Genomic DNA, 25,804 nt, shown 5'->3' with positions numbered 1-25,804 from the left:
AACTTGACCATTATGATTACTACAATAAAAAAACGCCCTCAAATAAGAGAGCGTTCGTCTATTTATAAAATCCTGTTTATTATCTGTTTATGCTTTCACATACGCATCATCATGCACACTCGCGACTGCTCTTCCGGAAGGATCGTTCATGTTTTTGAAGGCTTCATCCCATTCTAAAGCAATTTTTGTACTGCATGCTACACTTGCTTCTTGTGGTACGCACAAAGCTGCGGCATCACTCGGAAAATGTTCATGAAAAATAGAACGGTAGTAATATTCCTCTTTTGATGTAGGCGTTTGTAAAGGAAATTTATATTTTGCATTGGCTAATTGTTCATCTGAAATTTCAATAGCAACTGTAGCTTTCAAGGTATCGATCCATCCGTATCCAACGCCATCACTAAATTGTTCTTTTTGTCTCCAAGCTACACTTGGTGGCAACATCTCTTCAAAAGCTTTACGAAGGACCCATTTTTCCATTGGATGCTCTGCATTAATCATTTTATCTTGTGGATTGATGCGCATCGCCACATCCATGAATTCTTTATCTAAAAACGGAACTCGCCCTTCAATTCCCCATGCTGCTAAACTTTTATTCGCACGCAAACAGTCATACATGTGCAATTTCCCTAATTTGCGTACGTTTTCTTCATGAAATTCCCTTGCGTTTGGCGCTTTGTGGAAATACAAATATCCTCCAAAAAGTTCATCTGCTCCTTCACCCGACAATACCATTTTGATCCCCATTGATTTGATCACTCTCGCCATTAACCACATGGGTGTCGAGGCTCTAATGGTAGTCACATCATAAGTTTCTAAATTGTAAATCACATCTTTAACCGCATCTAAGCCTTCTTGTATAGTGAATTTAATTTCGTGGTGAATCGTTCCTATATGATCCGCCACGATTTGTGCAGCAGCCAAATCTGGTGAACCTTCTAAACCAACAGAGAAAGAGTGCAATTGCGGATACCAAGCATCAGCAACATCCCCAGATTCGATACGTTTTTGCGCATATTTTTTGGCTACAGCCGAAGTAATAGAAGAATCTAATCCTCCAGAAAGTAAAACGCCGTAAGGCACATCACTCATCAATTGTCTGTGAACCGCAGCTTCTAGAGCTACTTTTATATCTTGAATGTTTGTTTCATTATCCTTTACGGCATCGTAATCAATCCATTCTCTTTTATACCATTGTACAAATTCCCCGTCTTTGCTTGTCATATAATGTCCTGGAGGAAACAATTGGATCTTTGTACAATATCCTTCTAGCGCTTTCAACTCAGAAGCCACATAAAAAGTTCCGTGTTCATCCCAACCAATGTATAATGGAATAATTCCCATGTGATCCCGAGCAACAAAATACTCATCTTTTTCTACATCATAAATAGCAAATCCAAAAATCCCATTCATTTCATCTATAAAATGAGGTCCTTTTTCTTTGTACAAAGCTAAAATTACTTCGCAATCACTTTCGGTTTGGAATTTGTACTTGCCTTCAAATTGTTTACGTAATTCTCTGTGGTTATAAATTTCACCGTTTGCTGCTAAAACCAATTGTTTATCTTCACTGAGTAAAGGTTGTTTTCCCGAAGCTGGATCTACAATAGCCAAACGCTCGTGAGATAAAATCGCTTTTTCATTGCTAAAAATTCCACTCCAATCTGGTCCACGATGACGAATAATTTTAGACATTTCTAATACTTGCGGTCTCAAAACTTCCGCTTTTTGTTTGAGGTCAAAGGCACATACTATTCCACACATAACGCTATATTTTTTAAAAAAATTTATTTATTTTGATAAAGCAAAGGTGGCGTTATAGTTCTAATTGAAAAACATAAATACTATTTTTGGTTATAAATGATAATCAAAAAATAGTATTTGTATCTAAAATGTAATTTAAAATGAACAAGGAGCAACATGAAGTTGCAGATATTAAAAATGATATCCGAATCTAGTCGATAATGAAGTGTTTAGTTCTTATTTAATTTCCTCCACTAAATACTTTGTATCATTAATTTCAAAAGTAAAACCTTCTTGATTGCCCATCAGTTTATTTCCTAAGGGAGATTGAGGTGATAATGCGATAACATTGATACCATCAACAGCAATTTTTGGAAGTGCGACACTTAAGTATAAATAAATTCCGTTTGCTTTAACCAAACTCCCCACAATAATAATCTCAGCATTTGAAGTAGCATCAATTTTGTCTAAAACTGTTTTTTGATCCAATACTTCTCTCAATTTACGATTGAGTTTTTCCTGCTCAATATGCATCATTGACAAAGCGGTTTCGTGTTTGTCTCCGGCAGAACCTTTGGCATCGTTCTTAGAATCTTCGGTTAGGGCCACAATCATATCTTTGAAAACATCGATTCGATCCTGAACTAATTGCAAATAATGGGTATGTATTTTTTGTTTGAAAGTCATAAGTAGAATTACAAGCCTGACAGGATTCAAAACCCTGTCAGGCTTTCAAAATTTTTTAATAAAAAAAGCGAAGATTGTTTTACATTTTGGCTCCCTACCCTTTGGGGAGGGCTGGGGTGGGGATTTAAAAATCAAATTTATAGTTCACTCCCAGAATCACTTGAAATCCTTGCACTGGATAATTTTGCCATTTTTGGTAGGCATTATTAGTGATATTATTTGCTCTGGCAAAAGCAGTCAATCGATCACTGTATTTAAATCCAACATTTGCATTGACATCAAAATACGATTTTAAAGTCGCAGTTCCCTCTATATACGCCGGTTCAAATGCCAATACTGTAAAATCTTTTCGCTCGCCAACATAAAAAAGATTGGCACCTGCAAACCATTTTTTAGTTATGGATACATCCAAATTAGAGCCCACCTGAATCGTAGGCAAATTCCAATCTTCTTGTTGTACATCATTCGTATAACTACTAAAAGTTCCGTTGATCCCAAAAGATACATTTTCAGAAAAATCAGCTTTTAGCTCCCCATAAAAACGTAACGTTAACATGTCATCGTACACTACTTGAAAGGAATTCCCGTAAGCATAATCGGCATTTGCTGCATAATCATTGCTTCGAAACAAGGCTTTATTTCTTTCGTTTACATAGGACGCTTTGACATTATAACTTACTGTATTAGTCAATTTACCTTTTAATCCCGCAAAAATATCATATTGCTTGTCTGTAGGTGCGACTGTTAATGTTGGCGATACAAATGGATTTTCATTTACAAAGTCCATATAGGAGTTCTGTTCTAAATTTCCTTCGGCACCAGCATAAAAAATCATCAAATCACCAACCACTTTATACGACGCATTGAATTGCGGATACACTAAAAATTTATTATTGCTGTTCACATTATCCATACTGTAAAACAAACCAGCTCCAATATTCAGCGTCCAATCGTCCTCTTTGATCACAAAACTCGGAACAATTCCAAAATTGGTAAAACCATATTTTACACGCTCCGTATTTGTTTTAGAATAATTATTCTTGAAACTTCCGCCCACATAATCAACAATAATATTTGTTTTTACGGCACTTTCCATAACATCAAATGTTACCGTTGGCTTTGCATAAAATCGGTTTTCAGAAGATCCCGAAGCATCCGAAAAGTGATGATACTGAAAGCTTGCTTTGTTTAAAATACTTTCGTTAAAACCAATATTACCGCCTAATGATAACGTTCCATACGTTTGCTGCGGACTGATACTATTAATCAAAGTCGCTTTATCTTGTGGCGTTAAACTACTCCCAAAATAGGTTGGCAATCCGTACCAATTGTATATTTGATTTTGATACCCTAAGTCTAAATTCCAGGATACATCTCTTTGATTGGAACCATACATCAAGTCTAGTGAAGTATCATAAAAGCGATTGTCAAGTGCCACATTTTGTATGCCGCCTTCGGAAGAATGATGGCGAAACATGCCTCCTACATAATCTGTGTTACTGATATCATGATTTACAAATAACTCCCCAATGAAAGTTCCATAATTCCCCACCCCAAATGTGGCATAATTTTTATATAAAAGTGCTTGTTTTTCTTTTTCTACTCCTTCTGCTTTTCCTTTTGAAGGTGTAAAAGTAGATGCTACAGGAAAAGAGAAAATGGTATACTTAATCTTTTCTTTTTGGGCCGTTTCCTCTTCATCGAGTTCCGGAATTTCTTTTGGTTTAAAAGCATCCGAAATTTTTGGCGTGTACGGTTTAACTACATTTACAGTTTCGGTTCCTATTTGCTCTTTCTTTTGTGCAAATGAAAACTGGAAAAATAAAAGAAATAAAATCCCCAATCCCACACTTCCCGGAGGGAAAGGAGCCGTAAACGTTACTGCTGTATTTGTTAATGATTTTATGTTTAATTGTTTAACTGTCATGTTTTATTTTTTTACTTCTTATTTCTAATGCTTCTAATCTTATTTTTTAAACTTTCCATTCGCCTTTTGCAATGAATTGCGACTTACCGCCAATATTGATATCAAAATCATTATTAGTCAATTTTCCATCAAAATAAATTTGTGACGGTCTGTTGATGTATTCCCCCTGGTGATTGATAATTTGAATGTCTGGCGCATGATATTTTAAAAGAAAAGCCTGCAAACACGCACTGGCACTACCAGTAGCTGCATCTTCTATCAGTTGATTGTTCTCGACACAAAGCATCCTACTACTGAGTTTTGCATCTTCTAAACAATAAAAATACAAGGCTCTGTGACTAGTTTTACAATTTGCCTGCAACCAATCGTTCATTTTATCCTTATCGATAATTAAACGCTCTAATACCTTGATATTTTTGAGAGGAACAATTACAAAAGCACTTCCAGTAGTCACTTCCTGAATAGGAAATGCATCCTCAAAATCAGTACTACCTAAATTGCTGAAAGTAGTGAAATCTTCTTTTGAAAAAGTATCCAAAAACTGAGGTTGAGCAGCTTGTAACCATACCAAATCTCCCACTTGACGTACTGGAATTTCACCTACGGGAACTGAAATTGCAATTTTATCTGGTTTATTTTCGAATGTTTTATTCATCAAAACCCATGAAGTTCCTATGATAGGATGTCCCGCAAATTGCATTTCATGTTCTGGCGTGAATATGCGAATCGTAGCTGAGTACTTTTGACCATCAAATTTTGTAATAAAAGTGCTTTCTGCAAAGTTGATTTCGCGCGCAATTAGCTGCATCTGTTCAGTACTTAAAGAATGTGAATCTAAGAAAACAGCCAGTTGATTGCCTGCGTATTTTTTTTCTGTAAAAACATCAACGATGTAAAAAGGTAGATTCATTGTATTTTTAAATTAATCTAGTATTTAATACCAGTATTTTTTGTTTGCACTTTCATTTTTCTTTATTAACATTAATCTTATCGGAGGTAGCAATACAAAATATTGAAATAAATCATATTTTCATTTTCTGATAGTGAAAAACATCAATTACAGTTATTTTAAAGAATATATCAATACTTTCAATTGCTCGTCTAGTTCTCCTTCAGTAAGTTCTCCATAAACATTCAGTATTATTCCTTCTTTATCTAATAATATAGTCATTGGATATGCCTCTACACCCAAGTCCATAATTTGTTGTTTTGAGTCAACTATATGTTCAAAATTAAATTTTTTGTTTTTTAAAAAGGCCTGTACCCTCTGATCATTATCGAATGTAATTGCAATAAAATTTATAGATTTGTCAAATCTTTCTTTTAATTTATTTAAAACTGGCACTTCTTTAATACAAGGAACACAACTTGTAAACCAAAAATTAATAAGAGTCGGCCTATCTAACAAACTACCTTTAGTATATTTTTCACCATTCCCTTTTTTGAATTTTTCAATAGAAAAATATTTTCCAATATTTTCTTTTTGCTTTGAATACGGATCAAAATAATTCCCGTTTTCGTCTTTTATCTGCAGTACCGTTAATTTTACCGTATTTATTGTAGAATCATTTCTTATTTCAGAATGTAAAAAAAACTCTTCAATTTTTCCGTTTTTTGAAAGATTATCTTTAACATTATCATACGATAATTGGTTTAATATTTTTCCATTAGGCATTTTATAATAAGTAGCTTGTGCCGAGGATATTAAAAATGTTAATAACAAAATTGGAATTAGAAATCTTATTTTCATCTTGATGACTTTATTTGTTTAGTTTAGGCAAGAAACTCTCTACTTAGTAATGGATGAATTCGTTTTGGATTCTTCCGTTTTGATTCGGTCTAGTTCTTTTTGAGCATCGGCAACCACGTTTGAAAAATCAGTGAAATTTTGAATGACATTTTCTAGAATGTAAGTTGCTTGATAACTGTCTTTCAATCCGTAAAAATTCTTAGCCATTAGGACTAATCCTTTGGCTCCAAAATATTTATAGCTAGAATAACTCTTTGCTAACTTTTGAACTGCTATGTTCGAAGCTTCAAATTTCTCGTCTTTATTTTTGAAATAAGCATCATAATACAAGGCTTCAGCAGCTAATTCTCCTTTGGCAATCGTCATTAATTTGGCGTAAGCTACTTTCGCTTTATCTTCATCACCCGTCTCAATTGCGGCACGCGCGATGATAATTTGAGCATCACTTTTTACATTGCTATCTGTTTTTGGATTTATTAAAACCTTTTCTGCATAAATACCAGAATTAGCATAATCTTTTTTATCATAATAGGATTTCATCAAATTTGATTGTGCGAATGTTTTATTTTGAGCAAGTTCTGCCTCGTTTTCCAATCGAATTAAAACCGGAATTGCTTTTTCATATTCCTTATTTTTGAGGGAAATTTGAGCCAATCGCAACAACGATTGTTCTGTAAATTCACTTCTGGATTGCGCAATCACATATTCATAATTAGGAATTGATTTACTCTCAGCACCTTCAGCATAATGCAGTTGTGCTAAATAATAATTCGCCTGCAAAGCATGAATTCCACGAGGAAACTGATTTATATACCCGTTAAATCCCGCTATGGCTTGCTTGGTGTTGTTTTGTTGAAATTGTTTTTCGGCGCCTTGATAGGTATCATTATCTAATTCAGCATCGGTTACAGCTACAAAATCTAAGGTTCGAACCCAAGTCGCATATTCATCTACTCTGCCATTGTCTACATAAATCAATCGCGCAGTTGCTACTGCTTCAAGCGCTTCTGGAGTTCGCGGAAAATCAGCTGCCACTTTTTTAAATTTGGCTAATGCTTGATCATCTTTGTCGGTGTTGTAATACACTAACCCTTGACGCAAAATAGCTCTGGAAGTGAAAGAACCTTTTTTGAATTCCGTATTTAATCTGTCATACGTTTTTACCGCAAGGTCATTTTGATTTTCGGCAACGTAGGTATTGGCCAATTCAAAAAGTGCATCGTCTCTGTATTCTGATTTTGGATACAATTGCAAAAAAGCATTTATCTCGTCAATTTTCTTGTCATTTTTAGACATAAAACCGTAGGAAATTGCTTTTTGGAAATACGCATAATCCGCATCTACACTTTTAGACTCAATCACTTTAGTATACGCATCCATTGCAGAACCGTATTTTGAAGTCACAAAACGGCAATCTGCTAAACGCAAATACGAATCATTCAAACGTACTTTATCCGAAGGTGCTTTTTCTATTTGGTTTTGGAAATAATTCCCCGCTTGTTCATATTCTTTCAATTTGAAATACGTATACGCAATATTGTAATTACTATTTTTAAATTCTGGCGTGGTGCTGGCTTGACTTGCACCAATAAACTGCTTAAAACTTAGCAAAGCTTCCTTGAATTCATTCAAAACATACTCTGTTTCTCCTTTCCAGAACGTAGCACGAGCAGTGAAAATTGGATCTTTTTGTTCGACTATCGATTTCGAAAACATTTTCAAGGCATCCTGATAATTTTCGTCAGTGTACAATTCTAAACCACGATAAAAAAGCACTTTTTGATACGCTAATTTATTTGCTGGTGATTTATTTTTTTCTAATAAAACTAATGCTTCTTTGTAATTTTTAGAAGAAATATAGGAATCAATTAATAGCTTTTCAACCTCAGCACGGCTTGAATTTTCTGGATATTTTTTCAAAAAAGATTGTAAAACAGCTGGTACACTTTGATACGAATTTCCTAATTCATAACTTAATTTAACATAATTCAAACTGGCATCTTCTTGAATGGCCAAATCAAACTCCATTTCCGAAGCATTTTTAAAAGCATTCAAAGCTTGTTGTTTTTTATCGGTATTGAGATAACTTTCTCCCAAATGATAATAAGCATTCTGCGCTACAAAATCTTTACCACCAATTATTTTATTGAATTGCGCGATGGCACTTTCATAATCTTTTTGTTTGTAATGCGCATAGCCTAATTGGTAAAAATCTGTATTGTTCCACTTTCCTTTTTTTCCTTTGTAAGCTACTAAATATGGAATGGATGTATCATATTGCTTTAAATTAAAATAGCTTTCACCAATGATTTTACTCAGTTCAGATTTTTCTAAAGGTGTAGATTTGGCCATTGCTTTCTGTCCTAAATCGATCGCTTTTTGAAAATTCCCCAACTTAAAATTCATATCGGCTTGATAGTACGATAGCTTTTCTTTGTATTTTTCTTCCCCTGAAACTTCATCAAAATACTTGGTAGCTTGCTTGTAATCATCGCCTTCATAAGCCATAAACCCTAAGTAATACTTAGCCTGAGAACCATATTCTGATGAGTTTACGACTTTGTTCAAATAAACGATTGCTTCTTTTTTCTTTTTGGCATTAAAAAAACTATAGCCTTTCTGGAAATTGAATTTGTCTAGGTCTGATCTGCTCAAACTACTTTCATCTACTTTATCAAACCATTGTAGTGCTTGCGGATAATTCCCCTGGCTAAAATGAAAATGAGCCACCTCAATGTAAGCCTGATTTTGTTTAACACTTGTAGGATATTCCGAAACAAATTGTTCCATCAACTCATCTGCATTGGATTGATTGGTTCGAATGGCACAATTGGCGGCATAATATGCACAATCCGATTTTAGCTCTTCGGTAGTCGCAGTTTCCTTTACTTTATTGAAAATGATTTGCGCAGAGGCATATTGATCATCCTTAAATAACGCTACTGCTTTGTTAAAATCTTTAGAATCGTGAGTATATATCATAGATTTTTGTGCCGAAACAGCCACAGTGACCATGAAAATCAATATAAAATGGAACCAAGAAATTTTACGCATTGTAATTTATTTTAATAATTCAAATGTATCATATTCTGCAGTCTATAACGAATCGTTATTAGTTTTTATTATAAACATTTTTTTTAACACAGATGAATTTAACTTTCCACACACTGCGATTTCGCCCTGTAAATGCAACTGCTTTGGCATATTATCCGTAATTTTCTAAATTGTGTCTCATAGAACAGAATTTATTTTGAATAGAACCGTTATCTTATTACTTTTACCCAATAAACAAATGTAAATTATGTCACAAGCTGTACTGTCTCTAAAAAATGTAACGATATATCAAGAAGGAAAATCTATTTTATCAGAAGTAAATTTAGAGGTTAAACACGGAGAATTTCTATACATCATAGGAAAAACAGGCTCTGGAAAAAGTAGTTTAATGAAAACATTATATGCTGATTTACCTTTGACTGAAGGAGAAGGAAACATTGTAGACTATGATTTAGCAACGCTAAAAGAAGATGACATTCCGTTTTTAAGACGTAAAATTGGAATCGTTTTTCAAGATTTCAAATTACTTCCAGATCGCACCGTAGATGCTAATATGCTTTTTGTATTGAAAGCAACTGGCTGGACAGACATCACAGAAATGCAAAATAAAATTGAAGAAGTATTAAATAAAGTGGGGATGAAAGATTTTGGCAAAAAAATGCCGCATCAACTTTCTGGAGGAGAACAACAAAGGGTGGCTATTGCACGTGCTTTGTTAAATGACCCCGAATTAATCCTTGCTGATGAACCAACTGGAAACCTTGATCCACAAACCAGTGCCGAAGTGTTGGAGGTTTTAAAGAAAATCAATGCCAACGGAAAAACCATTATTATGGCGACGCATGATTATGCTTTGTTGATGAAATTCCCTTCAAAAACATTAAAATGTGAAGATGCTAAAATCTTTGAAGTAGTTCAACGAACGGCATAATGCTTTCTATTCTTGTTCCAATATACAATTACAATGTGTTTCCTCTTGTTGTAGCGTTGCACAAACAATGTACGGATTGCGGAATAGATTTTGAAATTCTTTGCCAAGACGACGCTTCTAATTCAAGTTTAAACGCTTTCAATGAACACGTAAACGAACTGTCTAATTGTAGTTTTGTCTCTTTAAAAGAAAATCTAGCACATCGCGCAAACCGAAATTCCCTTGCCGCACAAGCAAAATTTGATTACTTGCTTTTTATCGATGGGGACTCTATAATTATTCATGACAATTTCATAAAAAAATACGTTGAAACTCTTCAGGATTTTGATGTTGTTTATGGCGGAAGGTTGCATCCTGAAAAATGTCCTTCTAACCATCAAAAACTACGTTGGAAATACGGAAAATTTATTGAGGACAAATCTGCACCAAACCGGAAGAAAAAAACGTATCAATCGCTACTTTTCAACAATACTGTAATCAAAAAAGTGCTTTTCAACAAAATAAAATTTGACACGAACAGCAAGAAATACGGTCACGATGATACGCAATTGGCGTTCGAGATAAGCTTGCTAAAATGCAAAGTAAATCACACAGAAAACCCAGTTGAACATGGAGATATTGATACTAATCTCGTTTATTTGAATAAGACCAAAGCGTCTTTGGAGAATTTGATTTCACTGTACGAAGAAGAAAAAATTGATATTGAATTTGTGAGACTGATTCAATTGTATCATTTTTTAAACAGAACAAGACTTACTTATATTATTTCAAAATTACATTCCGTTTTCGAATCATTTTTTATTAAAAATCTGACTGGGAAATATCCTAATTTATTTGTTTTTAATTGGTTTCGAGTGGGCTATTTATGCTCATTACAACAAAAAAATTAATTCTTTTTGAGTCCGATAAATAACTGATCCCAAGTTTCCATAATAGAATCGACCTGGTATTTTTCACTGGACATTTTTGCCTTTTCGCCCATTTCTTCTCTTAATTTTATATTCTCGATTAAAGTCTCGACTGCATTTACATAATCCATCTCGTTACCGTTTTCAATTAAAAATCCATCTTTGCCATGAGTTAAAACACCTCTCGGCCCACACGGACAATCATAAGCTACACAAGGCAATCCAGATGCCATGGCCTCGATTAACACCATTCCAAAACCTTCAAATCGAGATGTCATCAGATAAAATGAAGCTTCTACATATTTATGTTCAATATCTTGAACTGGTTTATGAAAAACAACATTATCTGAAATATTTAGATTTTCAGCCAATGATTTTAAATCGACACTTTCTGATGCTTTACCGTAAATTTCTAATATCCAATCGGGGTATTTTACAACTACTTTTTCCCAGATTTGTAACAATCTATCAAATCCTTTTTCATACGAGTGCCTTCCTATGGCAATAGCTTTTTTATTTTCTAAAGTACTTGTTTTAGCGGGAGTAAACCATAAAGGATTCGGTATAACAATTGTATTTTTAATATTCCATTCAGCAATGTTTTCGCTAGTTATAACAACAAATCGATCGTATTTATGTATTCCTGTTTTTTTAAAAATGCTAATACCATTAGATATGACTTTCGTCAGGAAATTATCCTTTGATTCTCTTTCCTCGATAAACTTAGAACTGTGCATTTCTAACACAATAGGAATTTTATTTTTTAAAATAAAAGGAATCAAATATGCTTTCAAACCATTATCACAAACGACAATGACATCGGGCTGAATGGTATTAATTTTAGTTTTTAACCCTTTGGAGAATGAATTGAAAAACTGAAATAAATTTCCTTTTAAAACTATATCGTGAAAAATAATATTGGAATTAAAAGTATAGAACAACGGATAAAAACCCTCGTTTTGAGTCAGAATATGAACTTCATATCCCAATTTTTCAACCAGATAATTCGCTTTTACTGAAAGGACTCTGGCTACACCTCCTTCGTTATTTATGTTGGGAACAACGTATAAAAGTTTCATTTTTTTGAAATCATAAACTGATCAAAATCCCGAATATAATCTTCTTCGTCATATACATCAGAAGCCAAAACCAAACACACTGCTCCCGAAGAAAAATTATCTAATTCTCTCCAAATTCCCGTTGGGATATACAACCCAATATTAGGTTTGTTCAGTAGAAATGATTTTTTCTCTGTTCCATCATTTAAAATTACTTCAAAACTGCCGCTCAAAGCGATTAATACTGCGGATTGATTGATGTGCGAATGACCGCCTCTAAACGAATTGCTAGGCACATCAAAAAGGTAGTACACGCGCTTAAATTCAAATGGCACAATATCCTCTTGAATAAATGCTAAATTCCCACGCCTATCCTCTACAACAGGAATTTGCAACAGCTGTATGTCTCTGAGTGTAGTCATAGTTCTATTTTAAGCTAATTTTCATAAGATCCAACCATTGTTTTCCGATACTTGAAACCGAAAAAGATTGCACACTTTGCAATGCATTTTGCTTGCAATATCGATATAAATTTTCATCTTCTACCAATAAATTCATTGCTTCAGCAAGTTTTTCAACATCTTGGTTTGCAACCAACAATCCATTTTCCTTATGCTGAATCATTTCGCGTGGTCCAGATGAACAATCAAAAGCTACGACTGGTGTTTCGCAAGCCAAAGATTCTAGAATAACATTGGGCAAACCTTCATACAAACTACTTAAAACAAAAAATCGCGCCTTTTTTAAATATTTAAATGGATTGTCCTGGTAGCCCAAAAAATGTACTTTATCAACTACATTTCTTGTTTTGGCCACATTTAAGAGCATTTGCATTTGTTCTCCATCGCCCAGCAAAACCAAATGAATACCGGTTTTTGGTAAAATAGATTTGGAATATGCTTCAATCAATTTATCAAATTGTTTGATGTTGGTTTCCATTTGGCCCATGCTAATAATACAATCAAATTCAAGCTCACTTTTCTCTTTGCTTTTTAGGGTAATTTCATCAATATCAATTGGATTATAAATTCGGATAACATTTTTTAACTGGTGTTTATTCTGTATTAATGCTTTGGATTCATCCGAAATACTGACTATTTTATAACAATCTCCGTACATAAAGCGGCTAAGAAAAGTCCAATTTGGCAGGTAATGATCTATTAGAAAACTATGAACAGTAAAAATAGTTTTCGTTTTATAAAGCCACTTTGCAATGAGCACTTCTTGAATGGGTTTTACTCTAAATCGGAAATCGATAATGAAATCAAATTGGTTTTCGACTAGGCATTTTCTAAGAAAAGTGAACCGTTTCCATTTATTAAAAAAGTTGTTGGATGCATTTTTCTGCTTACCTAAATTAACTAATTTCCCGGAATAGGCATACGATACGGAATCGAGAACGATAATATTATGAACCTCTAATCCTTGTTTTTCAAAAAAATGAGACAGTGTGGCCATCACCTTTTCGGCTCCGCCAATACTTAATCGATAACCAATTAAAGCAATTTTAATTTTTTTGTTGGGCAATATCATTATCGATTTCTTATTTTCGTATCAAATATAACTCTTTTAAAAAAATATGCAAGTCAATCCATTGGTCACCATTATTTGCTTATGTTACAATCAGCAGGATTATATCTTGGAGAGTTTGTTTTCAGTAATTAATCAAGATTATCCTTGTATAGAACTGATCATTGTTGATGATTGTAGTACAGATAACTCGAGAGCAGTAATCGAAAAATGGCGACTTGATTTCCCGAAAATTCAATTTATTGCAAACGACTTTAATTTAGGAAGCACGAAATCGTTCAATAAAGCCTTGAAAAAAGCCCAAGGTGAATTCATCATTGACTTGGCGGCTGATGATGTTTTATTGCCACATTGTGTGAGCTCACAAATAAATGCTTATAAAAATACAGCTTATAAAAACCTTGGTGTTGTCTATGGCAATGCTGCATTAATCACTGAAAAAGGAGTTTTTGATTCTTATTATTTCCCTGTAAACCATCTTAAAAAAGTAGTAACTTCCAGACTCACGGGTGATATTTACGAATCCATTCTTAGTGGTGGTGATTGTATGTGCTCGGTTTCATCGATGGTAAAAAAATCAGTGTTTGATTCTTTAAATGGTTATGACGAGTCGCTGGCTTATGAAGATTTAGATTTTTGGATTCGCACATCTCGAATGTATGATTTCGATTTTATTGATGCCATTTTAATTCAAAAAAGGACGGTTGAAAATTCATTAGGAACCCATTTTTTTAAGAAAAATGATGCTCGAGGCCGAAAAATAAACCACTCTACTTATTTAATTCTAAAAAAGGCAATTGCACTTAACAAAACAAAAAAAGAGAATAAAGCTGTTTTAAAACGAATTCATTTTGAACTGATTTTAGCCTGTAAAACAGCCGATTACATGCTGCTCTTGAAATATAGTTTACTTGCGATAAAGCTAAGACTATAATTACAATTTTTTTAGATACTGATTTAACCGATTTTGTTTCCTAGTATTTTGATTCTATCAAAACGCGTTCATTCAATTAAATAGGACTGCTGAGCAAAGTTCGATTTGCATACAATTATTATACTTTCAATTTTAGACTTTTTTTGAGTTTTGTAGATGTAAAAAACTTCAATCAGGTAGCTATCGTTAATTGTGTGAAGATTTTAAATTACTACTCGAGGTCAAAATTTATTTTTAATTTTCAAATAGTAATTTCTCAAGCCCACCCGCTTATCAATTCCTCGAAACGAATACACAAGCGAAAAAACAAGCAATATAGAAATGATGATCTGCGCAGTAAAGTTTGAAAAATAAAATAGACATAAACAACTTGCAGCTCCCACAAATAGTGAAAACACTATAATTTTAGCACACGCTACTTTGAAACTAAATCCATATTTTTTATTCACAACTCGATAGACATAAAAACCATACAAGCTAAAATTCAGAATACTGGCAAGTCCTATACCTAAAAGTCCAAAATAATTATACGATAAAATGGTTAAGCTTACATTTAAAAAATCACCTAGTAATTCTTGAATAAAATACTGTTTTTTATCGCCTTTGGCCAAAATTACAAACCCTAGTGGCCAAATTACCGCCTTTATAATCATTGCAAAAAGCCCCGTTTTAAGAATCATATTAACGGGTAAAAAATCTTTTGAATACAACAATTCAATCCAGTAAGGAGCTGTAATATAAAGAAACAATATGGCAGGTGTAAGCAAAAGTAAAGCAATTTCAATTTGATGATTTACTAGATTTTTCATCTCAGAATGATTTTCGTTTATGCTAGTCAATCTGGGATAAAAATCGATCGCCATGGCATTAAATATCAGTCCTACGTACGAAATCAAAATAACTGTACTAACTTCATAAAACCCGACAATCTCTAATGCTGCACCTTTATTATTTAAATAGAGCTTGATAAGAAACGTACATACATACCCAAAAATAACATTTATTGACAATAAAAAACCAAGTTTTAAAATCGGTATTGCTTTATTCCAAATTTCAGAAATAGGAAGTCTATTCACTTGCTGTTGCACATTTCTGGTGTAATAGATATTGACCATCAAATTGATTGCGCTGGCCAGCAAAATGACATATATAATCCCATCGAATCTTAAAAAATAATATAGGGCAACACTACAAATTGAAACTAAAATTGAGGAAACTATATTAGAAATAGCGATTGTTTTTAGCATCCGCATTCCTTGTAATATTGCAACGCGGCTAGCGGTATAACTGGTAAAAATAAAGTTGATTGACAAAAAAACAAACCAATAATATTTGTTTGAAGAACCAAAAGTAAGTTGGCTCAGAAGAGGACTGAATATGATTGTTAATACTGTACCAAATATACCAATCCCCAATGCCATTTTTTGCACTAGATAAATAGTTTCAGATGTTTTTTGAGCGCTGTCTGGCTTTCCCGACGCATTTGCGATTTCTCTCACACTGGTAGTGCTAATGCCAAAACTAGTAACTGCAGAAATAATATTAATTGTATTTGTCACCAGTCCAACTATTCCTATACCAATTGGGCCTAAAAAAACAGCAATAAATTTATAGCTAACGACGCTCACAGCCATTTTGATAAATTGCATCGCACCAAAAACACCAGTAGCTTCTAAAATTGATTGATATGAATTAGAATTACTATTTCGCTCCATCTTATTCCAATTTACAACCAAAGGATTCGTATTGATTTCTGAATTCTCTTTTCCAGATGGACCATTTCTCGTTCGAAACTAATTTGTTTTGATGACCAATAATAGCGTAAATCACGGTTTCATCAAAATCGTTTGGGTAATTATTAATGGCATCAAACTTATTTGTAAACCAAGCCTCATTCAACATCAAATTAAAAGCAAACATATCGATCAACACTCCGTTTTTATTTTGTGAAGTTGCCGAGGATGAAAAGCCAGTTTTCATAACTTCGTTGTTTGTGTGCGCAAAGAACATTTCTTTATTTCTGTTGTAAAACTTCACCGCATTATAGAGCTGGAGTCCTTCGTTTACATCATTATTATGATTGGACCACAATTGCAAAAAATAATTTTTATGAAATAGAATACCTGCAACTGCATATATGGAATAATAGGCTAGCAACCTGTCAAGTGTATTAATTTTGAAAAACCTAAGCATTTTGCGAATACCGAATCTATCTAACTTATAAAAAATACAGTAGTATAAAAAGGGGTTTCTAATGAATAAATCTGGTTTGTAAACAGTAATCTTATTGGCAATTTTTATCGTTTTTTTCTGTATTAATTTTGGATTTCCTAGCCAAAAAAGTTTTACAAACTGAATACCATTTTTTTGTGTCGAAAATAATAATTCTTGCAAATCTACTTTTTCAGTAAACCACATATCATCTTCCAGCAAAATAAAATAATCCGAAGATTTTTGCGCAATTTCTACCCATAAATCAATTGGAATTGCAGTTATTTCAGGAGTTTTACCAACTGAAGTGCATTTCACTTTTTCGTCATAATAACCCGATTTATAGATCATTGTTTCAGGGAAACTGCGTTGTAATTTATCCAAGTACTTTTGTGGTGTTCCATCGTCTAAAATCTTAATATTAAACTCTAAACCACTACAGTTTCTATAAATACTTTGAATACACCTATCCAAATAATACGGCCTATTAAATGATTTGATTAGGATGTCCATTCATTCAGTTTTTCAATGATTTTAGTCACCTCATCCATCGTCAATACAGGACTTATGGGTAAACTCAATACTTCATCATGAATTTTTTGGGTAATCGGAAAAGACAAATGGTTCAAAAATGACAAAGCCTTTTGATTGTGAGGCGGAACTGGATAATGGATAACCGTCTGTATGCCGTTTTGAAGCAAATAATTTTGTAAATCTACTCTGTTTTGAGTTCGAATAACAAACAAGTGAAAAACGTGATTGGATTGTTTCTTTTCACCAATTGATACCGTTGGTAAGATGATTTTTTCATTTTTAATTTCAATCAAATACCGTTTGGCAATTGCTTTTCGGAGTTCATTATCTGCATCTAAAAAAGGGAGTTTCACATTGAGAAAAGCCGCTTGAAGCTCATTTAATCGTGAATTAACCCCAATGTGATCGTTGTAATATTTGGTTTCGGAACCGTAATTCCGAAGTGATCGAATGGTTTTGGCTAAATCCGAATCATTTGTGGTAACTGCGCCAGCATCTCCTAAAGCACCAAGATTTTTCCCAGGATAAAAACTATATGCTTGCGTTTTTGAAATTATATTTTGCGTGTCTAAACTTTCAAATTTAGACTTTTGACTTTCGATTTCTAAAATTGCGCCGTGAGCCTGAGCAGCATCTTCAATGACTAGCAAATTATTTACCTGAGCAATTTCATGTATCGCATCCATTTCTGCCAATTGTCCGTAGAGATGAACCACAAGAACGGCTTTGGTTTTTGAGTTGATTTTTTCTGTAATTAGATCGGGATTGATGTTGTAAGTTTCTAATTTTGGCTCGACCAAAACAGGAATTAAATCTGCTTCTAAAATAGCGAGGATACTAGCAATATAGGTATTTGCAGGAACAATAATTTCATCCCCTTTTTGTAGTTTCCCCAACTGAATGTATGCTTTAAAAATCAAAACCAGAGCATCCAGACCATTTCCTGTACCAATGCAATATTGTGTCCCGCAATACTTAGCGAAACTCGTTTCGAATTCCTTTACTTCATTGCCTAAAATATACCAACCAGTAGCTAAAACCCCTTTCAATTTTTCTTGAAAAGCAATTTCATACGGTTCGTTTATTTTTTTTAAATCAAGAAATTGTATCATATCAGATTCATTTTATAAAAATCTTGACTAAACACAGAGCAGCCTAATTCTTCTTTTTGTTTCAAAAGTCCAGCATTGTATCCTTTTTCATCATCCTCATTCACAATTCCCATATCAAAAAAAAGTTTGCCTTCACTCTTGTATTTTTTTATCAAATTGATGAATAGAAAATCCAAGGCGCGCATCTCCTCACCTTTTTTTGTGGTGGCTCCATATTGCGATTTCACCACTTTTTCTGACTCGAAAATCGTAATGCCTGCAATGATTACGCCGTCATAATAAGCTGAAAACTGTCTAATATTATTCGGAAACTTCTCTTTGAGCGCCGAAATTTCTTGCCACGTATGTACGGGCTTTGCATTGTGTTTTTCTAATAGTCTTGGCTCTAAAACCATTTTCCAAAACAACTCTAATTGCTGTTCTTCGACTAGTTCGAGATCGAGTTCCTCAATTCTCCTGAAATGTTTTAATTTACTTTTTGAAATGGTTAATGGCATGGCTAAATTGATGGCCAAGTTCATTTCTTTGTGATCTAAAATCGCTCCTTTTTTTATTAGAAAAAAATCAATTTCGGCATTGCCTTTTGACACATAAAATGAAGGAATTGGCTTGTAATAAAAGGTTTGCATCTCATTTTCTTTAAAAAAAGACAACACAACATCCAAAATAGTTTCTATTGTTTCACCTTTTATTTTAGTTCCATAAACTAGTCCCCCATAAGTAAGCCCTTGATGCGAAAAAACGGCATTTCCACCTCTGTTTGCAGGCAAAAGAGCGACTAGTTTATCGTCCTCAAAAATCATCAAAGAAAAATCTTCGAATCGATCTTTGTGGTATTCCATAAAATCGCGGTGAAACAAAAAGGTAGCGTTTTTGGCTTGACCAATAAAGGTGTTCCAATTTGCATAATCCTTCTCTTGGTACTGTTTTACGGAGTAGTTTTTCACTATTTAATTTTAGACTTCGTGAAAGTAATCATTTTTTATTTATGTTCTAATGTAGGCAAATACCATTTGAATTTTACTGCCATCAGACGAAAGGAAATAATAACCAGCGAGGTTGTCAGGTATAAAACATCATTTTCTAAATTAAATTCACGAAGAATAAAGAAAACTATTCCACCTAAAATACAAATTGTCGCATAAATTTCTCTCCTAAAAATAACAGGTATTTCTGTACATAAAATATCTCGAATAACGCCACCAAAACAAGCTGTCATGGTTCCTAATGCCACACATATAACTGGATGAAGACCAATATTTATTCCTTTTTCGAGTCCAATTAAAGTAAAAACACCCAACCCAATGGTATCAAATAAAAACAAGGACGTTCGCAACGTATCGAATTTTTTTCTAAAAATAATGGCCAATACAAATCCGATGATGATTACATAAACGTAAATTAAATCTAGCATCCATCCCACTGGCGTTCTGCCAATCAAAATATCGCGAAGTGTCCCGCCTCCTACCGCTGTTACGAAAGCGATGATAAACACTCCAAAGGGATCCATTTTTTTATTCATTGCCGTCAAAGCGCCAGACATAGCAAAAGCCATCGTGCCGATAATGTCTAAAAATTGGAACATTTATTTTGGATTAAAATGGATAAAACGCCTGTTGTTTGCTACTATTATAGAAAACAAAATTAAAGAAAATACTGGTGTAAACGCTTCTATTTTCTACAATTAATCAACTTACGATTCACCTTGTAAATATTCGAATTCAAATAGAACAAACTGAAATATCTCTATGTATCTTTGTTTTCTAAAAATTAAATAGTTGTACCTCTTGAAACAAATCACTTCGATACAAAATCCCTACATCAAATCATTAGTGCAATTGCAGGAAAAAGCAAAAGTACGCAAACAAACTGGAACCTTTTTAATGGAAGGAAAGCGCGAAATTGCAATTGCTATTAAAGGTGGTTATGAAATGGAAAAGCTCTTGTTTTTGCCGGAAATTTGCTCGGAAGCCGAAGCCCGACAATTATCTAGCTACGCTGATTTGATTGAAATTAATAAAGAAGTCTATCAAAAACTAGCTTACAGGGACACTACCGAAGGTGTTTTGGCTGTGGCCAAAACCAAATCGATGCAATTATCCGATTTGAAATTATCCAAAAATCCGTTGATTCTTATTGCTGAAGCCCCCGAAAAACCAGGGAATATCGGCGCTTTATTACGTACCGCAGATGCTGCTAATCTGGATGCAGTTCTTATAGCAAATCCAAAAAGTGATCTTTACAATCCAAACATAGTGAGATCCAGCGTTGGATGTTTGTTTACCAACCAAATTGCAACTGGAACTACCTCTGAAATCATTGCTTTTTTGAAAGAAAGAAAAATCAATTTTTATTGTGCGACTTTACAGAACTCTACTTCGTACCACACGCAAGATTACACTACTCCAACGGCATTAGTTGTAGGAACAGAAGCCACTGGATTGACAGAGGAATGGCGTAACGCAGCCACCCAAAATATCATTATTCCGATGCAAGGCGAAATTGATTCGATGAATGTTTCGGTCGCAGCTGCCATCTTAATCTTTGAAGCTAAAAGACAAAGAGGGTTTTAGATTTTAGATAGCATATTAACGATTGGAGATTGTAAAAAAGAGAATACCTAAAATAAAAAAACAAACTACTTTATATCCCACAAATGAATTTAGAAGAAAGAATTTTACAGGCTGAAACCAGAATTTTTAAAACCGTTTTTCCAAGCACAACAAACCACTACGATACTTTATTTGGAGGAACAGCCATGTTAATGATGGATGAAGTAGCGTTTATAGCAGCCACAAGATTTACTAGAAAAAGATGTGTAACGGTTTCGTCTGACAGAATTGATTTTAAAAAACCAATTCCAGCTGGAACAATTGTAGAACTAATAGGAAAAGTATCTAAAATTGGAAACACTAGTTTAGATGTGAAAGTAGAAATTTATATCGAGCAAATGTACAGCAATCATAGAGAAAAGGCCATATCTGGGAACTTTACTTTTGTTGCATTGGATGAAAATAAAAAACCAATTCGCATTCTAGACAATAATGAAACTGCGTAGAACCAGTATTATTTTCGAATCCTAAAATCTTCTTGTTTATTTGATTACTTATTGTTATTTTTAGGAAATGAACCATGCCGTTATGACAGAAATAGATTTAGAAAAAGAAAACAAAGCAATTGCACAAGAATACAAAGAACTGCTACGTATTAGTTACCAAACCTTGACCACTGAGGACAAGAAACTGATTCGGAAAGCATTTGATGTATCTGTAGAGGCACACAAAGACCAACGAAGAAAATCAGGTGAAGCATATATCTTTCATCCCATTGCTGTGGCAAAAATCGTTGCTTCAGAAATTGGTTTGGGCGCTACCTCTATTGCAGCTGCATTACTTCATGATGTGGTTGAAGATACCCCAACAACTATTCAAGATATTGAACGTTTGTTTAATCCAAAGGTTGCCCAACTCGTTGAAGGATTAACCAAAATATCGATGGTTCAAAAGGATTTAAACGCTTCATTACAAGCCGAAAATTTCAGAAAAATGATTCTGACTTTGAATGATGATGTTCGTGTAATTCTGATTAAACTTGCCGATCGTTTGCATAATATGCAAACCATGGAGTCGATGCAGGAAGACAAGCAAACTAAAATTGCCTCAGAAACCTTATACATCTATGCTCCATTAGCACACCGATTGGGTTTGTACAACATAAAAACTAAACTAGAAGATTTAGGTTTAAAATACACAGAAAAAGCTGTTTACAATGATATTGTAAGTAAAATAAAAGAAACAAAAGAAGAACAAGACGCTTATATCGAAGCCATTTCTACTGTTCTGAAGACTTCATTAGACCTGGAAGGTGTAGAATATATAATCAAAGGCCGTCCAAAATCTATTTATTCTATTCGCAGAAAAATGCTGGCGCAAAATGTAAGCTTTGATGAAGTCTATGATAAATTTGCATTGCGAATTGTTTACAAATCGAATACTCACGATGAAAAATTTCTAGCATGGAAAATATATTCAATAGTTACAGATCATTACAGACCAAGCCCTAGTCGTTTGCGAGACTGGATTTCATCACCAAAATCAACTGGATATGAAGCCTTGCACATTACGGTTATGGGACCAAAAGGCCGTTGGGTAGAAGTACAAGTTCGAAGTGAGCGTATGGACGAAATTGCGGAAAAAGGGTATGCTGCGCACTATAAATATAAAAACGGCGCTACAGAAGAAAGCGGTTTAGATGTTTGGTTAAACTTACTCAAAGAAGCTTTAGAAAATTCTGAAACGAATGCTGTAGATTTTGTTGAAGATTTTAAAATGAATTTATATTCCAAAGAAATCTTTGTATTTACTCCAAAAGGTGAAATAAAATCATTGCCCAAAGGCGCTACATCACTTGATTTTGCTTTTAGTATTCACTCTGAAATTGGGATTCGCACTAGAGGAACACGCGTTAATGGAAAATTGGTTCCTTTGAATTTCGAATTAAAAAGTGGCGACCAAATTGACATTATTACTTCGCAACATCAAAAACCCACCATCAACTAGTTGGACTATGTAACTACTTCGCGAGCAAAAACGAAAATAAAAAATGTTTTAAACGAAAACACTAAGAAAATTGGTGAAGAAGGAAAAGAACTTCTGACTCGAAAATTAAAACATTTAAAAATAACCATGAGCGAACAAGTGGTTAATGAATTAGTTAATTTTTTCAAACTCAAAACAAGTTTAGATTTATTTTATCGTGTAGGAATTGGTGCCATTGAAAATCAACAACTCAAGGATTACGCAGCACAAAAAAGTAATAGTTTCATTAATTTTTTCAAAAATAAAATGAAACGTTCACCAAGCACAGCCGATGAGGACATTCATAAACCAACAATCAGTAGTAATTATGACATGCTCGTTTTTGGCAAAGAACATGATAAATTGGATTATAAGTTATCGCCTTGCTGCAACCCCATACCTGGAGATGACGTATTTGGATTTGTAACCATCAACGAAGGAATAAAAGTGCACAAAAAAGATTGTCCGAACGCGCTGGGCATGCAGTCCAACTATGCGTACCGAATTATGACAGCCAAATGGATTGACTCCTCGCAAGAAGAATTCAAAGCCATTATTAACGTTACGGGAATGGATGTTTTAGGGCTTACCAACCAATTGACAAAAGTGATTTCAAATAACATGCATGTCAATATTCAAAGTATTTCCTTGAGCACTGATGCAGGAATTTTTCATGGTCAAGTGGCTGTAATTGTGCAAAACAATACCATTTTGAAAAAAATGATCAATAATATCAAAAAAATTGACGGTATAGATAAAGTAACACGTGTTTATAAAACGTAGTAATAAATTCGATTTTTGTTTTAAATCAAAGTGTACTGCATATGAAACTTAAAAAACTTAAAACTAAACAAACTGGAATCTTTATACTTTAAACTAAAAAAATTACCTTTGCCTGCATATGACACTCATTTCCACAGATAACACCAAAAACCAAGAGATTGTAAAAAATGTTTTTACAATGTATCTCGAAAAAAAAGGACATCGCAAAACTCCAGAACGTTATGCAATCCTTCAGGAAATTTACGATAGCGAAGAACATTTTGATGTAGAGAATCTGTATATCAAGATGAAAAACAAAAACTATCGTGTGAGCAGAGCAACACTTTACAACACCATTGAGTTGCTATTAGACTGTGCTTTAGTACGCAAACACCAATTTGGCCAAAATCAAGCACATTACGAAAAATCATACTTTGACAAACAACACGATCATATTATTATGACCGATACTGGAGAAGTAATTGAATTTTGCGATCCTAGAATTCAAACTATCAAAAAAACAATTGAAGAAATTTTTGATATAGAAATTACCAACCACTCGTTGTATCTCTACGGAACTAAAAGACAAAATAAAAGCTACGACGAAAACGATCGTCCTTAAACATAAAAACTAACTACAAATAACATACAGAATGACGGTAGATTTATTACTAGGATTACAATGGGGAGATGAGGGAAAAGGAAAAATTGTTGATGTTCTTACTTCTAAATATGATATTATAGCCCGTTTTCAAGGGGGACCAAATGCAGGACACACCTTAGAATTTGACGGGATAAAACATGTTCTTAGAACGATACCATCCGGTATTTTTCACAAAACTGCTGTAAACATTATTGGAAACGGAGTAGTAATTGATCCTGTTGTATTTCAAAAAGAAATTGAAGGACTGGAACGATTTAATTTAGACATCAAAAATAAATTAATCATTTCTAGAAAAGCACATCTAATTTTGCCTACGCACCGCTTACTAGATGCCGCCTCTGAAGCGTCTAAAGGAAAAGCAAAAATTGGTTCTACCTTAAAAGGAATTGGTCCAACTTATATGGACAAAACTGGAAGAAATGGTCTTCGTGTAGGAGATATTGAATTAGAAGATTTTGCACACCGTTACAGAGCTTTAGCTGACAAGCATGAAGCCATGATCAAGTTTTATGATGTTGCCATCCAATACAATCTTGAAGAACTTGAAAAAGAATTCTTTGAAGCAATTGAAGAACTAAAAAAATTAGATTTCATCGATAGTGAAGAATATTTACACCAAGCGCAAAAAGCAGGAAAAGCCATTTTATGCGAAGGTGCTCAAGGTTCTTTATTAGATGTCGATTTTGGTACGTATCCTTTTGTAACTTCATCAAACACAACAGCTGCTGGCGCTTGTACTGGTTTAGGGATTGCTCCAAATAAAATCAAAGAAGTCTACGGAATTTTCAAAGCCTACGTAACACGTGTAGGTAGTGGTCCGTTTCCAACAGAACTTTTTGACGAAGATGGTGCTACGATGGCACGTGTAGGAAATGAATTTGGATCTGTTACAGGAAGACAAAGACGTTGTGGTTGGTTAGACTTAGTAGCGCTTAAATATGCGGTACAAGTAAATGGTGTGACTCAGTTAATGATGATGAAAGGCGATGTATTGTCAGGATTTGAAACCTTAAAAGTGTGTACGGAATACAATTATAAAGGCGAAAAAATTGCTCATTTCCCTTACAACATAGAGCCAGAAAATGTAACTCCTGTTTACCAAGACTTCAAAGGATGGAAACAAGATTTAACAGGTATGACAAGTTATGATGAATTGCCAATTGAATTGAAAGAATATATTGAATTTATCGAAAGAGAAGTTGAAATTCCAATCAAAATAGTCTCAGTTGGTCCCGACAGAAAACAAACCATCTTAAAATAATACAACCAAACGCCCTGAATTTCGGGGCGTTTTTTTTGTTTAAATTGTCCCGTCCTGAAATAGCGATACACAATAAGTATCCTAATGGAAAAACATGAAGAAACACACTATGTGAAGCGGACTCAAAAAGATTATTCAATGTCTTTTAAATTACAAATTGT

At 33.9% G+C, this 25,804-nt stretch carries 21 protein-coding genes and 1 pseudogene; 8 read left to right on the top strand and 14 right to left on the bottom strand.

Translation table 11 applies throughout. From position 1 onward, the window contains the following. Nucleotides 1-87: 87 nt before the first annotated feature. The 6 genes from asnB to ACNQGO_RS08660 all read right to left on the bottom strand — a co-directional run bounded on the left by asnB (nucleotide 88) and on the right by ACNQGO_RS08660 (nucleotide 9,161). Entirely contained in the window at nucleotides 88-1,764 is a 1,677-nt protein-coding gene (asnB, locus tag ACNQGO_RS08685) for an asparagine synthase B (protein ID WP_417969278.1), read from the bottom strand. 216 nt (nucleotides 1,765-1,980) lie between these two features. Further along, nucleotides 1,981-2,430: a hypothetical protein gene (locus ACNQGO_RS08680; protein ID WP_417985015.1), complete on the bottom strand. Its 450-nt coding sequence runs from the start codon at nucleotides 2,428-2,430 to the stop codon at nucleotides 1,981-1,983. Between the two features lie 124 nt (nucleotides 2,431-2,554). After that, a complete protein-coding gene (locus ACNQGO_RS08675) occupies nucleotides 2,555-4,357 on the bottom strand; it encodes a TonB-dependent receptor (RefSeq protein WP_417985014.1) in 1,803 nt (600 codons plus the stop codon). A gap of 46 nt (nucleotides 4,358-4,403) precedes the next feature. Continuing rightward, the gene (locus ACNQGO_RS08670) at nucleotides 4,404-5,267 is read right to left on the bottom strand and encodes a PhzF family phenazine biosynthesis protein (RefSeq protein WP_417985013.1); all 864 of its coding nucleotides are present in this window, start codon (nucleotides 5,265-5,267) and stop codon (nucleotides 4,404-4,406) included. Between the two features lie 153 nt (nucleotides 5,268-5,420). Continuing rightward, on the bottom strand, nucleotides 5,421-6,032 hold the full coding sequence (locus ACNQGO_RS08665) for a TlpA family protein disulfide reductase (RefSeq protein ID WP_417985012.1): 612 nt from the start codon (nucleotides 6,030-6,032) through the stop codon (nucleotides 5,421-5,423). A 114-nt stretch (nucleotides 6,033-6,146) separates the two neighbouring features. Next, on the bottom strand, nucleotides 6,147-9,161 hold the full coding sequence (locus tag ACNQGO_RS08660) for a tetratricopeptide repeat protein (protein ID WP_417985011.1): 3,015 nt from the start codon (nucleotides 9,159-9,161) through the stop codon (nucleotides 6,147-6,149). 247 nt (nucleotides 9,162-9,408) lie between these two features. Between ACNQGO_RS08660 and ACNQGO_RS08655 the strand changes: the two genes are divergently transcribed. Together ACNQGO_RS08655 and ACNQGO_RS08650 are read left to right on the top strand one after the other, a co-directional pair. Next, nucleotides 9,409-10,092 (top strand): cell division ATP-binding protein FtsE, encoded by a 684-nt coding sequence (locus tag ACNQGO_RS08655; RefSeq protein ID WP_417976649.1) that lies wholly within the window; start codon nucleotides 9,409-9,411, stop codon nucleotides 10,090-10,092. Continuing rightward, a complete protein-coding gene (locus ACNQGO_RS08650; RefSeq protein WP_417946155.1) occupies nucleotides 10,092-10,982 on the top strand; it encodes a glycosyltransferase family 2 protein in 891 nt (296 codons plus the stop codon). Before ACNQGO_RS08655 ends, ACNQGO_RS08650 begins: the two co-directional genes overlap by 1 nt. Here ACNQGO_RS08650 and ACNQGO_RS08645 read toward each other — a convergent pair. The 3 genes from ACNQGO_RS08645 to ACNQGO_RS08635 are packed head-to-tail and all read right to left on the bottom strand — an operon-like array spanning nucleotide 10,979 to nucleotide 13,591. After that, nucleotides 10,979-12,079, bottom strand: a complete 1,101-nt coding sequence (locus tag ACNQGO_RS08645; protein WP_417985010.1) for a glycosyltransferase family 4 protein — start codon at nucleotides 12,077-12,079, stop codon at nucleotides 10,979-10,981. The genes ACNQGO_RS08650 and ACNQGO_RS08645 overlap by 4 nt on opposite strands. Then, a complete protein-coding gene (locus ACNQGO_RS08640; RefSeq protein WP_417946158.1) occupies nucleotides 12,076-12,480 on the bottom strand; it encodes a sugar 3,4-ketoisomerase in 405 nt (134 codons plus the stop codon). The genes ACNQGO_RS08645 and ACNQGO_RS08640 overlap by 4 nt, the downstream gene beginning before the upstream one ends. A gap of 4 nt (nucleotides 12,481-12,484) precedes the next feature. Further along, on the bottom strand, nucleotides 12,485-13,591 hold the full coding sequence (locus ACNQGO_RS08635; RefSeq protein WP_417946159.1) for a glycosyltransferase: 1,107 nt from the start codon (nucleotides 13,589-13,591) through the stop codon (nucleotides 12,485-12,487). 46 nt (nucleotides 13,592-13,637) lie between these two features. Here ACNQGO_RS08635 and ACNQGO_RS08630 point away from each other — a divergent pair, with 46 nt between their 5' ends. Next, entirely contained in the window at nucleotides 13,638-14,522 is an 885-nt protein-coding gene (locus ACNQGO_RS08630; RefSeq protein WP_417969286.1) for a glycosyltransferase family 2 protein, read from the top strand. A 221-nt stretch (nucleotides 14,523-14,743) separates the two neighbouring features. On the opposite strand, the gene ACNQGO_RS08625 is transcribed toward ACNQGO_RS08630, so the two are convergent. The 5 genes from ACNQGO_RS08625 to ACNQGO_RS08605 are packed head-to-tail and all read right to left on the bottom strand — an operon-like array spanning nucleotide 14,744 to nucleotide 19,964. Next, complete coding sequence (locus tag ACNQGO_RS08625; RefSeq protein ID WP_417969287.1) at nucleotides 14,744-16,237, bottom strand: oligosaccharide flippase family protein; 1,494 nt, start codon at nucleotides 16,235-16,237, stop codon at nucleotides 14,744-14,746. A gap of 1 nt (nucleotide 16,238) precedes the next feature. After that, the gene (locus tag ACNQGO_RS08620) at nucleotides 16,239-17,246 is read right to left on the bottom strand and encodes a hypothetical protein (protein ID WP_417985009.1); all 1,008 of its coding nucleotides are present in this window, start codon (nucleotides 17,244-17,246) and stop codon (nucleotides 16,239-16,241) included. Continuing rightward, the gene (locus ACNQGO_RS08615) at nucleotides 17,234-18,379 is read right to left on the bottom strand and encodes a DegT/DnrJ/EryC1/StrS family aminotransferase (RefSeq protein ID WP_417969289.1); all 1,146 of its coding nucleotides are present in this window, start codon (nucleotides 18,377-18,379) and stop codon (nucleotides 17,234-17,236) included. The genes ACNQGO_RS08620 and ACNQGO_RS08615 overlap by 13 nt, the downstream gene beginning before the upstream one ends. Then, a complete protein-coding gene (locus tag ACNQGO_RS08610) occupies nucleotides 18,376-19,326 on the bottom strand; it encodes a GNAT family N-acetyltransferase (protein WP_417969290.1) in 951 nt (316 codons plus the stop codon). Before ACNQGO_RS08610 ends, ACNQGO_RS08615 begins: the two co-directional genes overlap by 4 nt. Before the next feature lie 35 nt (nucleotides 19,327-19,361). Then, nucleotides 19,362-19,964 carry a trimeric intracellular cation channel family protein gene (locus ACNQGO_RS08605; RefSeq protein WP_417946170.1) on the bottom strand — a complete coding sequence of 201 codons (603 nt, stop codon included), beginning with the start codon at nucleotides 19,962-19,964 and terminating at the stop codon, nucleotides 19,362-19,364. 202 nt (nucleotides 19,965-20,166) lie between these two features. Here ACNQGO_RS08605 and ACNQGO_RS08600 point away from each other — a divergent pair, with 202 nt between their 5' ends. The 5 genes and pseudogenes from ACNQGO_RS08600 to ACNQGO_RS08580 all read left to right on the top strand — a co-directional run bounded on the left by ACNQGO_RS08600 (nucleotide 20,167) and on the right by ACNQGO_RS08580 (nucleotide 25,643). Beyond that, nucleotides 20,167-20,952 (top strand): TrmH family RNA methyltransferase, encoded by a 786-nt coding sequence (locus tag ACNQGO_RS08600; RefSeq protein WP_417985008.1) that lies wholly within the window; start codon nucleotides 20,167-20,169, stop codon nucleotides 20,950-20,952. Between the two features lie 83 nt (nucleotides 20,953-21,035). Beyond that, nucleotides 21,036-21,437 (top strand): acyl-CoA thioesterase, encoded by a 402-nt coding sequence (locus tag ACNQGO_RS08595; protein WP_309758003.1) that lies wholly within the window; start codon nucleotides 21,036-21,038, stop codon nucleotides 21,435-21,437. 82 nt (nucleotides 21,438-21,519) lie between these two features. Further along, a pseudogene (locus tag ACNQGO_RS08590) lies at nucleotides 21,520-23,739 on the top strand (RelA/SpoT family protein). A gap of 118 nt (nucleotides 23,740-23,857) precedes the next feature. Beyond that, entirely contained in the window at nucleotides 23,858-24,340 is a 483-nt protein-coding gene (locus ACNQGO_RS08585; protein WP_417985007.1) for a Fur family transcriptional regulator, read from the top strand. Nucleotides 24,341-24,371: 31 nt separating this feature from the next. After that, a complete protein-coding gene (locus ACNQGO_RS08580; RefSeq protein ID WP_417969293.1) occupies nucleotides 24,372-25,643 on the top strand; it encodes an adenylosuccinate synthase in 1,272 nt (423 codons plus the stop codon). Nucleotides 25,644-25,804 lie beyond the last annotated feature (161 nt).

Origin of the sequence: Flavobacterium frigidum, from assembly GCF_048286735.1 — a bacterium.
In the GTDB taxonomy this organism is placed as follows: Bacteria; Bacteroidota; Bacteroidia; order Flavobacteriales; family Flavobacteriaceae; genus Flavobacterium.
Note: the sequence above shows the minus strand (reverse complement) of the source record. Positions and strands in the feature narration are given on the sequence as shown.

What these genes read in the sequence shown, in the direction of transcription:
- asnB (WP_417969278.1), bottom strand. Translation starts at nt 1,764, where the DNA reads ATGTGTGGAATAGTATGTGCCTTTGACCTCAAACAAAAAGCGGAAGTT.
- ACNQGO_RS08680 (WP_417985015.1), bottom strand. Translation starts at nt 2,430, where the DNA reads ATGACTTTCAAACAAAAAATACATACCCATTATTTGCAATTAGTTCAG.
- ACNQGO_RS08675 (WP_417985014.1), bottom strand. Translation starts at nt 4,357, where the DNA reads ATGACAGTTAAACAATTAAACATAAAATCATTAACAAATACAGCAGTA.
- ACNQGO_RS08670 (WP_417985013.1), bottom strand. Translation starts at nt 5,267, where the DNA reads ATGAATCTACCTTTTTACATCGTTGATGTTTTTACAGAAAAAAAATAC.
- ACNQGO_RS08665 (WP_417985012.1), bottom strand. Translation starts at nt 6,032, where the DNA reads ATGCCTAATGGAAAAATATTAAACCAATTATCGTATGATAATGTTAAA.
- ACNQGO_RS08660 (WP_417985011.1), bottom strand. Translation starts at nt 9,161, where the DNA reads ATGCGTAAAATTTCTTGGTTCCATTTTATATTGATTTTCATGGTCACT.
- ACNQGO_RS08655 (WP_417976649.1), top strand. Translation starts at nt 9,409, where the DNA reads ATGTCACAAGCTGTACTGTCTCTAAAAAATGTAACGATATATCAAGAA.
- ACNQGO_RS08650 (WP_417946155.1), top strand. Translation starts at nt 10,092, where the DNA reads ATGCTTTCTATTCTTGTTCCAATATACAATTACAATGTGTTTCCTCTT.
- ACNQGO_RS08645 (WP_417985010.1), bottom strand. Translation starts at nt 12,079, where the DNA reads ATGAAACTTTTATACGTTGTTCCCAACATAAATAACGAAGGAGGTGTA.
- ACNQGO_RS08640 (WP_417946158.1), bottom strand. Translation starts at nt 12,480, where the DNA reads ATGACTACACTCAGAGACATACAGCTGTTGCAAATTCCTGTTGTAGAG.
- ACNQGO_RS08635 (WP_417946159.1), bottom strand. Translation starts at nt 13,591, where the DNA reads ATGATATTGCCCAACAAAAAAATTAAAATTGCTTTAATTGGTTATCGA.
- ACNQGO_RS08630 (WP_417969286.1), top strand. Translation starts at nt 13,638, where the DNA reads ATGCAAGTCAATCCATTGGTCACCATTATTTGCTTATGTTACAATCAG.
- ACNQGO_RS08625 (WP_417969287.1), bottom strand. Translation starts at nt 16,237, where the DNA reads ATGGAGCGAAATAGTAATTCTAATTCATATCAATCAATTTTAGAAGCT.
- ACNQGO_RS08620 (WP_417985009.1), bottom strand. Translation starts at nt 17,246, where the DNA reads ATGGACATCCTAATCAAATCATTTAATAGGCCGTATTATTTGGATAGG.
- ACNQGO_RS08615 (WP_417969289.1), bottom strand. Translation starts at nt 18,379, where the DNA reads ATGATACAATTTCTTGATTTAAAAAAAATAAACGAACCGTATGAAATT.
- ACNQGO_RS08605 (WP_417946170.1), bottom strand. Translation starts at nt 19,964, where the DNA reads ATGTTCCAATTTTTAGACATTATCGGCACGATGGCTTTTGCTATGTCT.
- ACNQGO_RS08595 (WP_309758003.1), top strand. Translation starts at nt 21,036, where the DNA reads ATGAATTTAGAAGAAAGAATTTTACAGGCTGAAACCAGAATTTTTAAA.
- ACNQGO_RS08585 (WP_417985007.1), top strand. Translation starts at nt 23,858, where the DNA reads ATGACACTCATTTCCACAGATAACACCAAAAACCAAGAGATTGTAAAA.
- ACNQGO_RS08580 (WP_417969293.1), top strand. Translation starts at nt 24,372, where the DNA reads ATGACGGTAGATTTATTACTAGGATTACAATGGGGAGATGAGGGAAAA.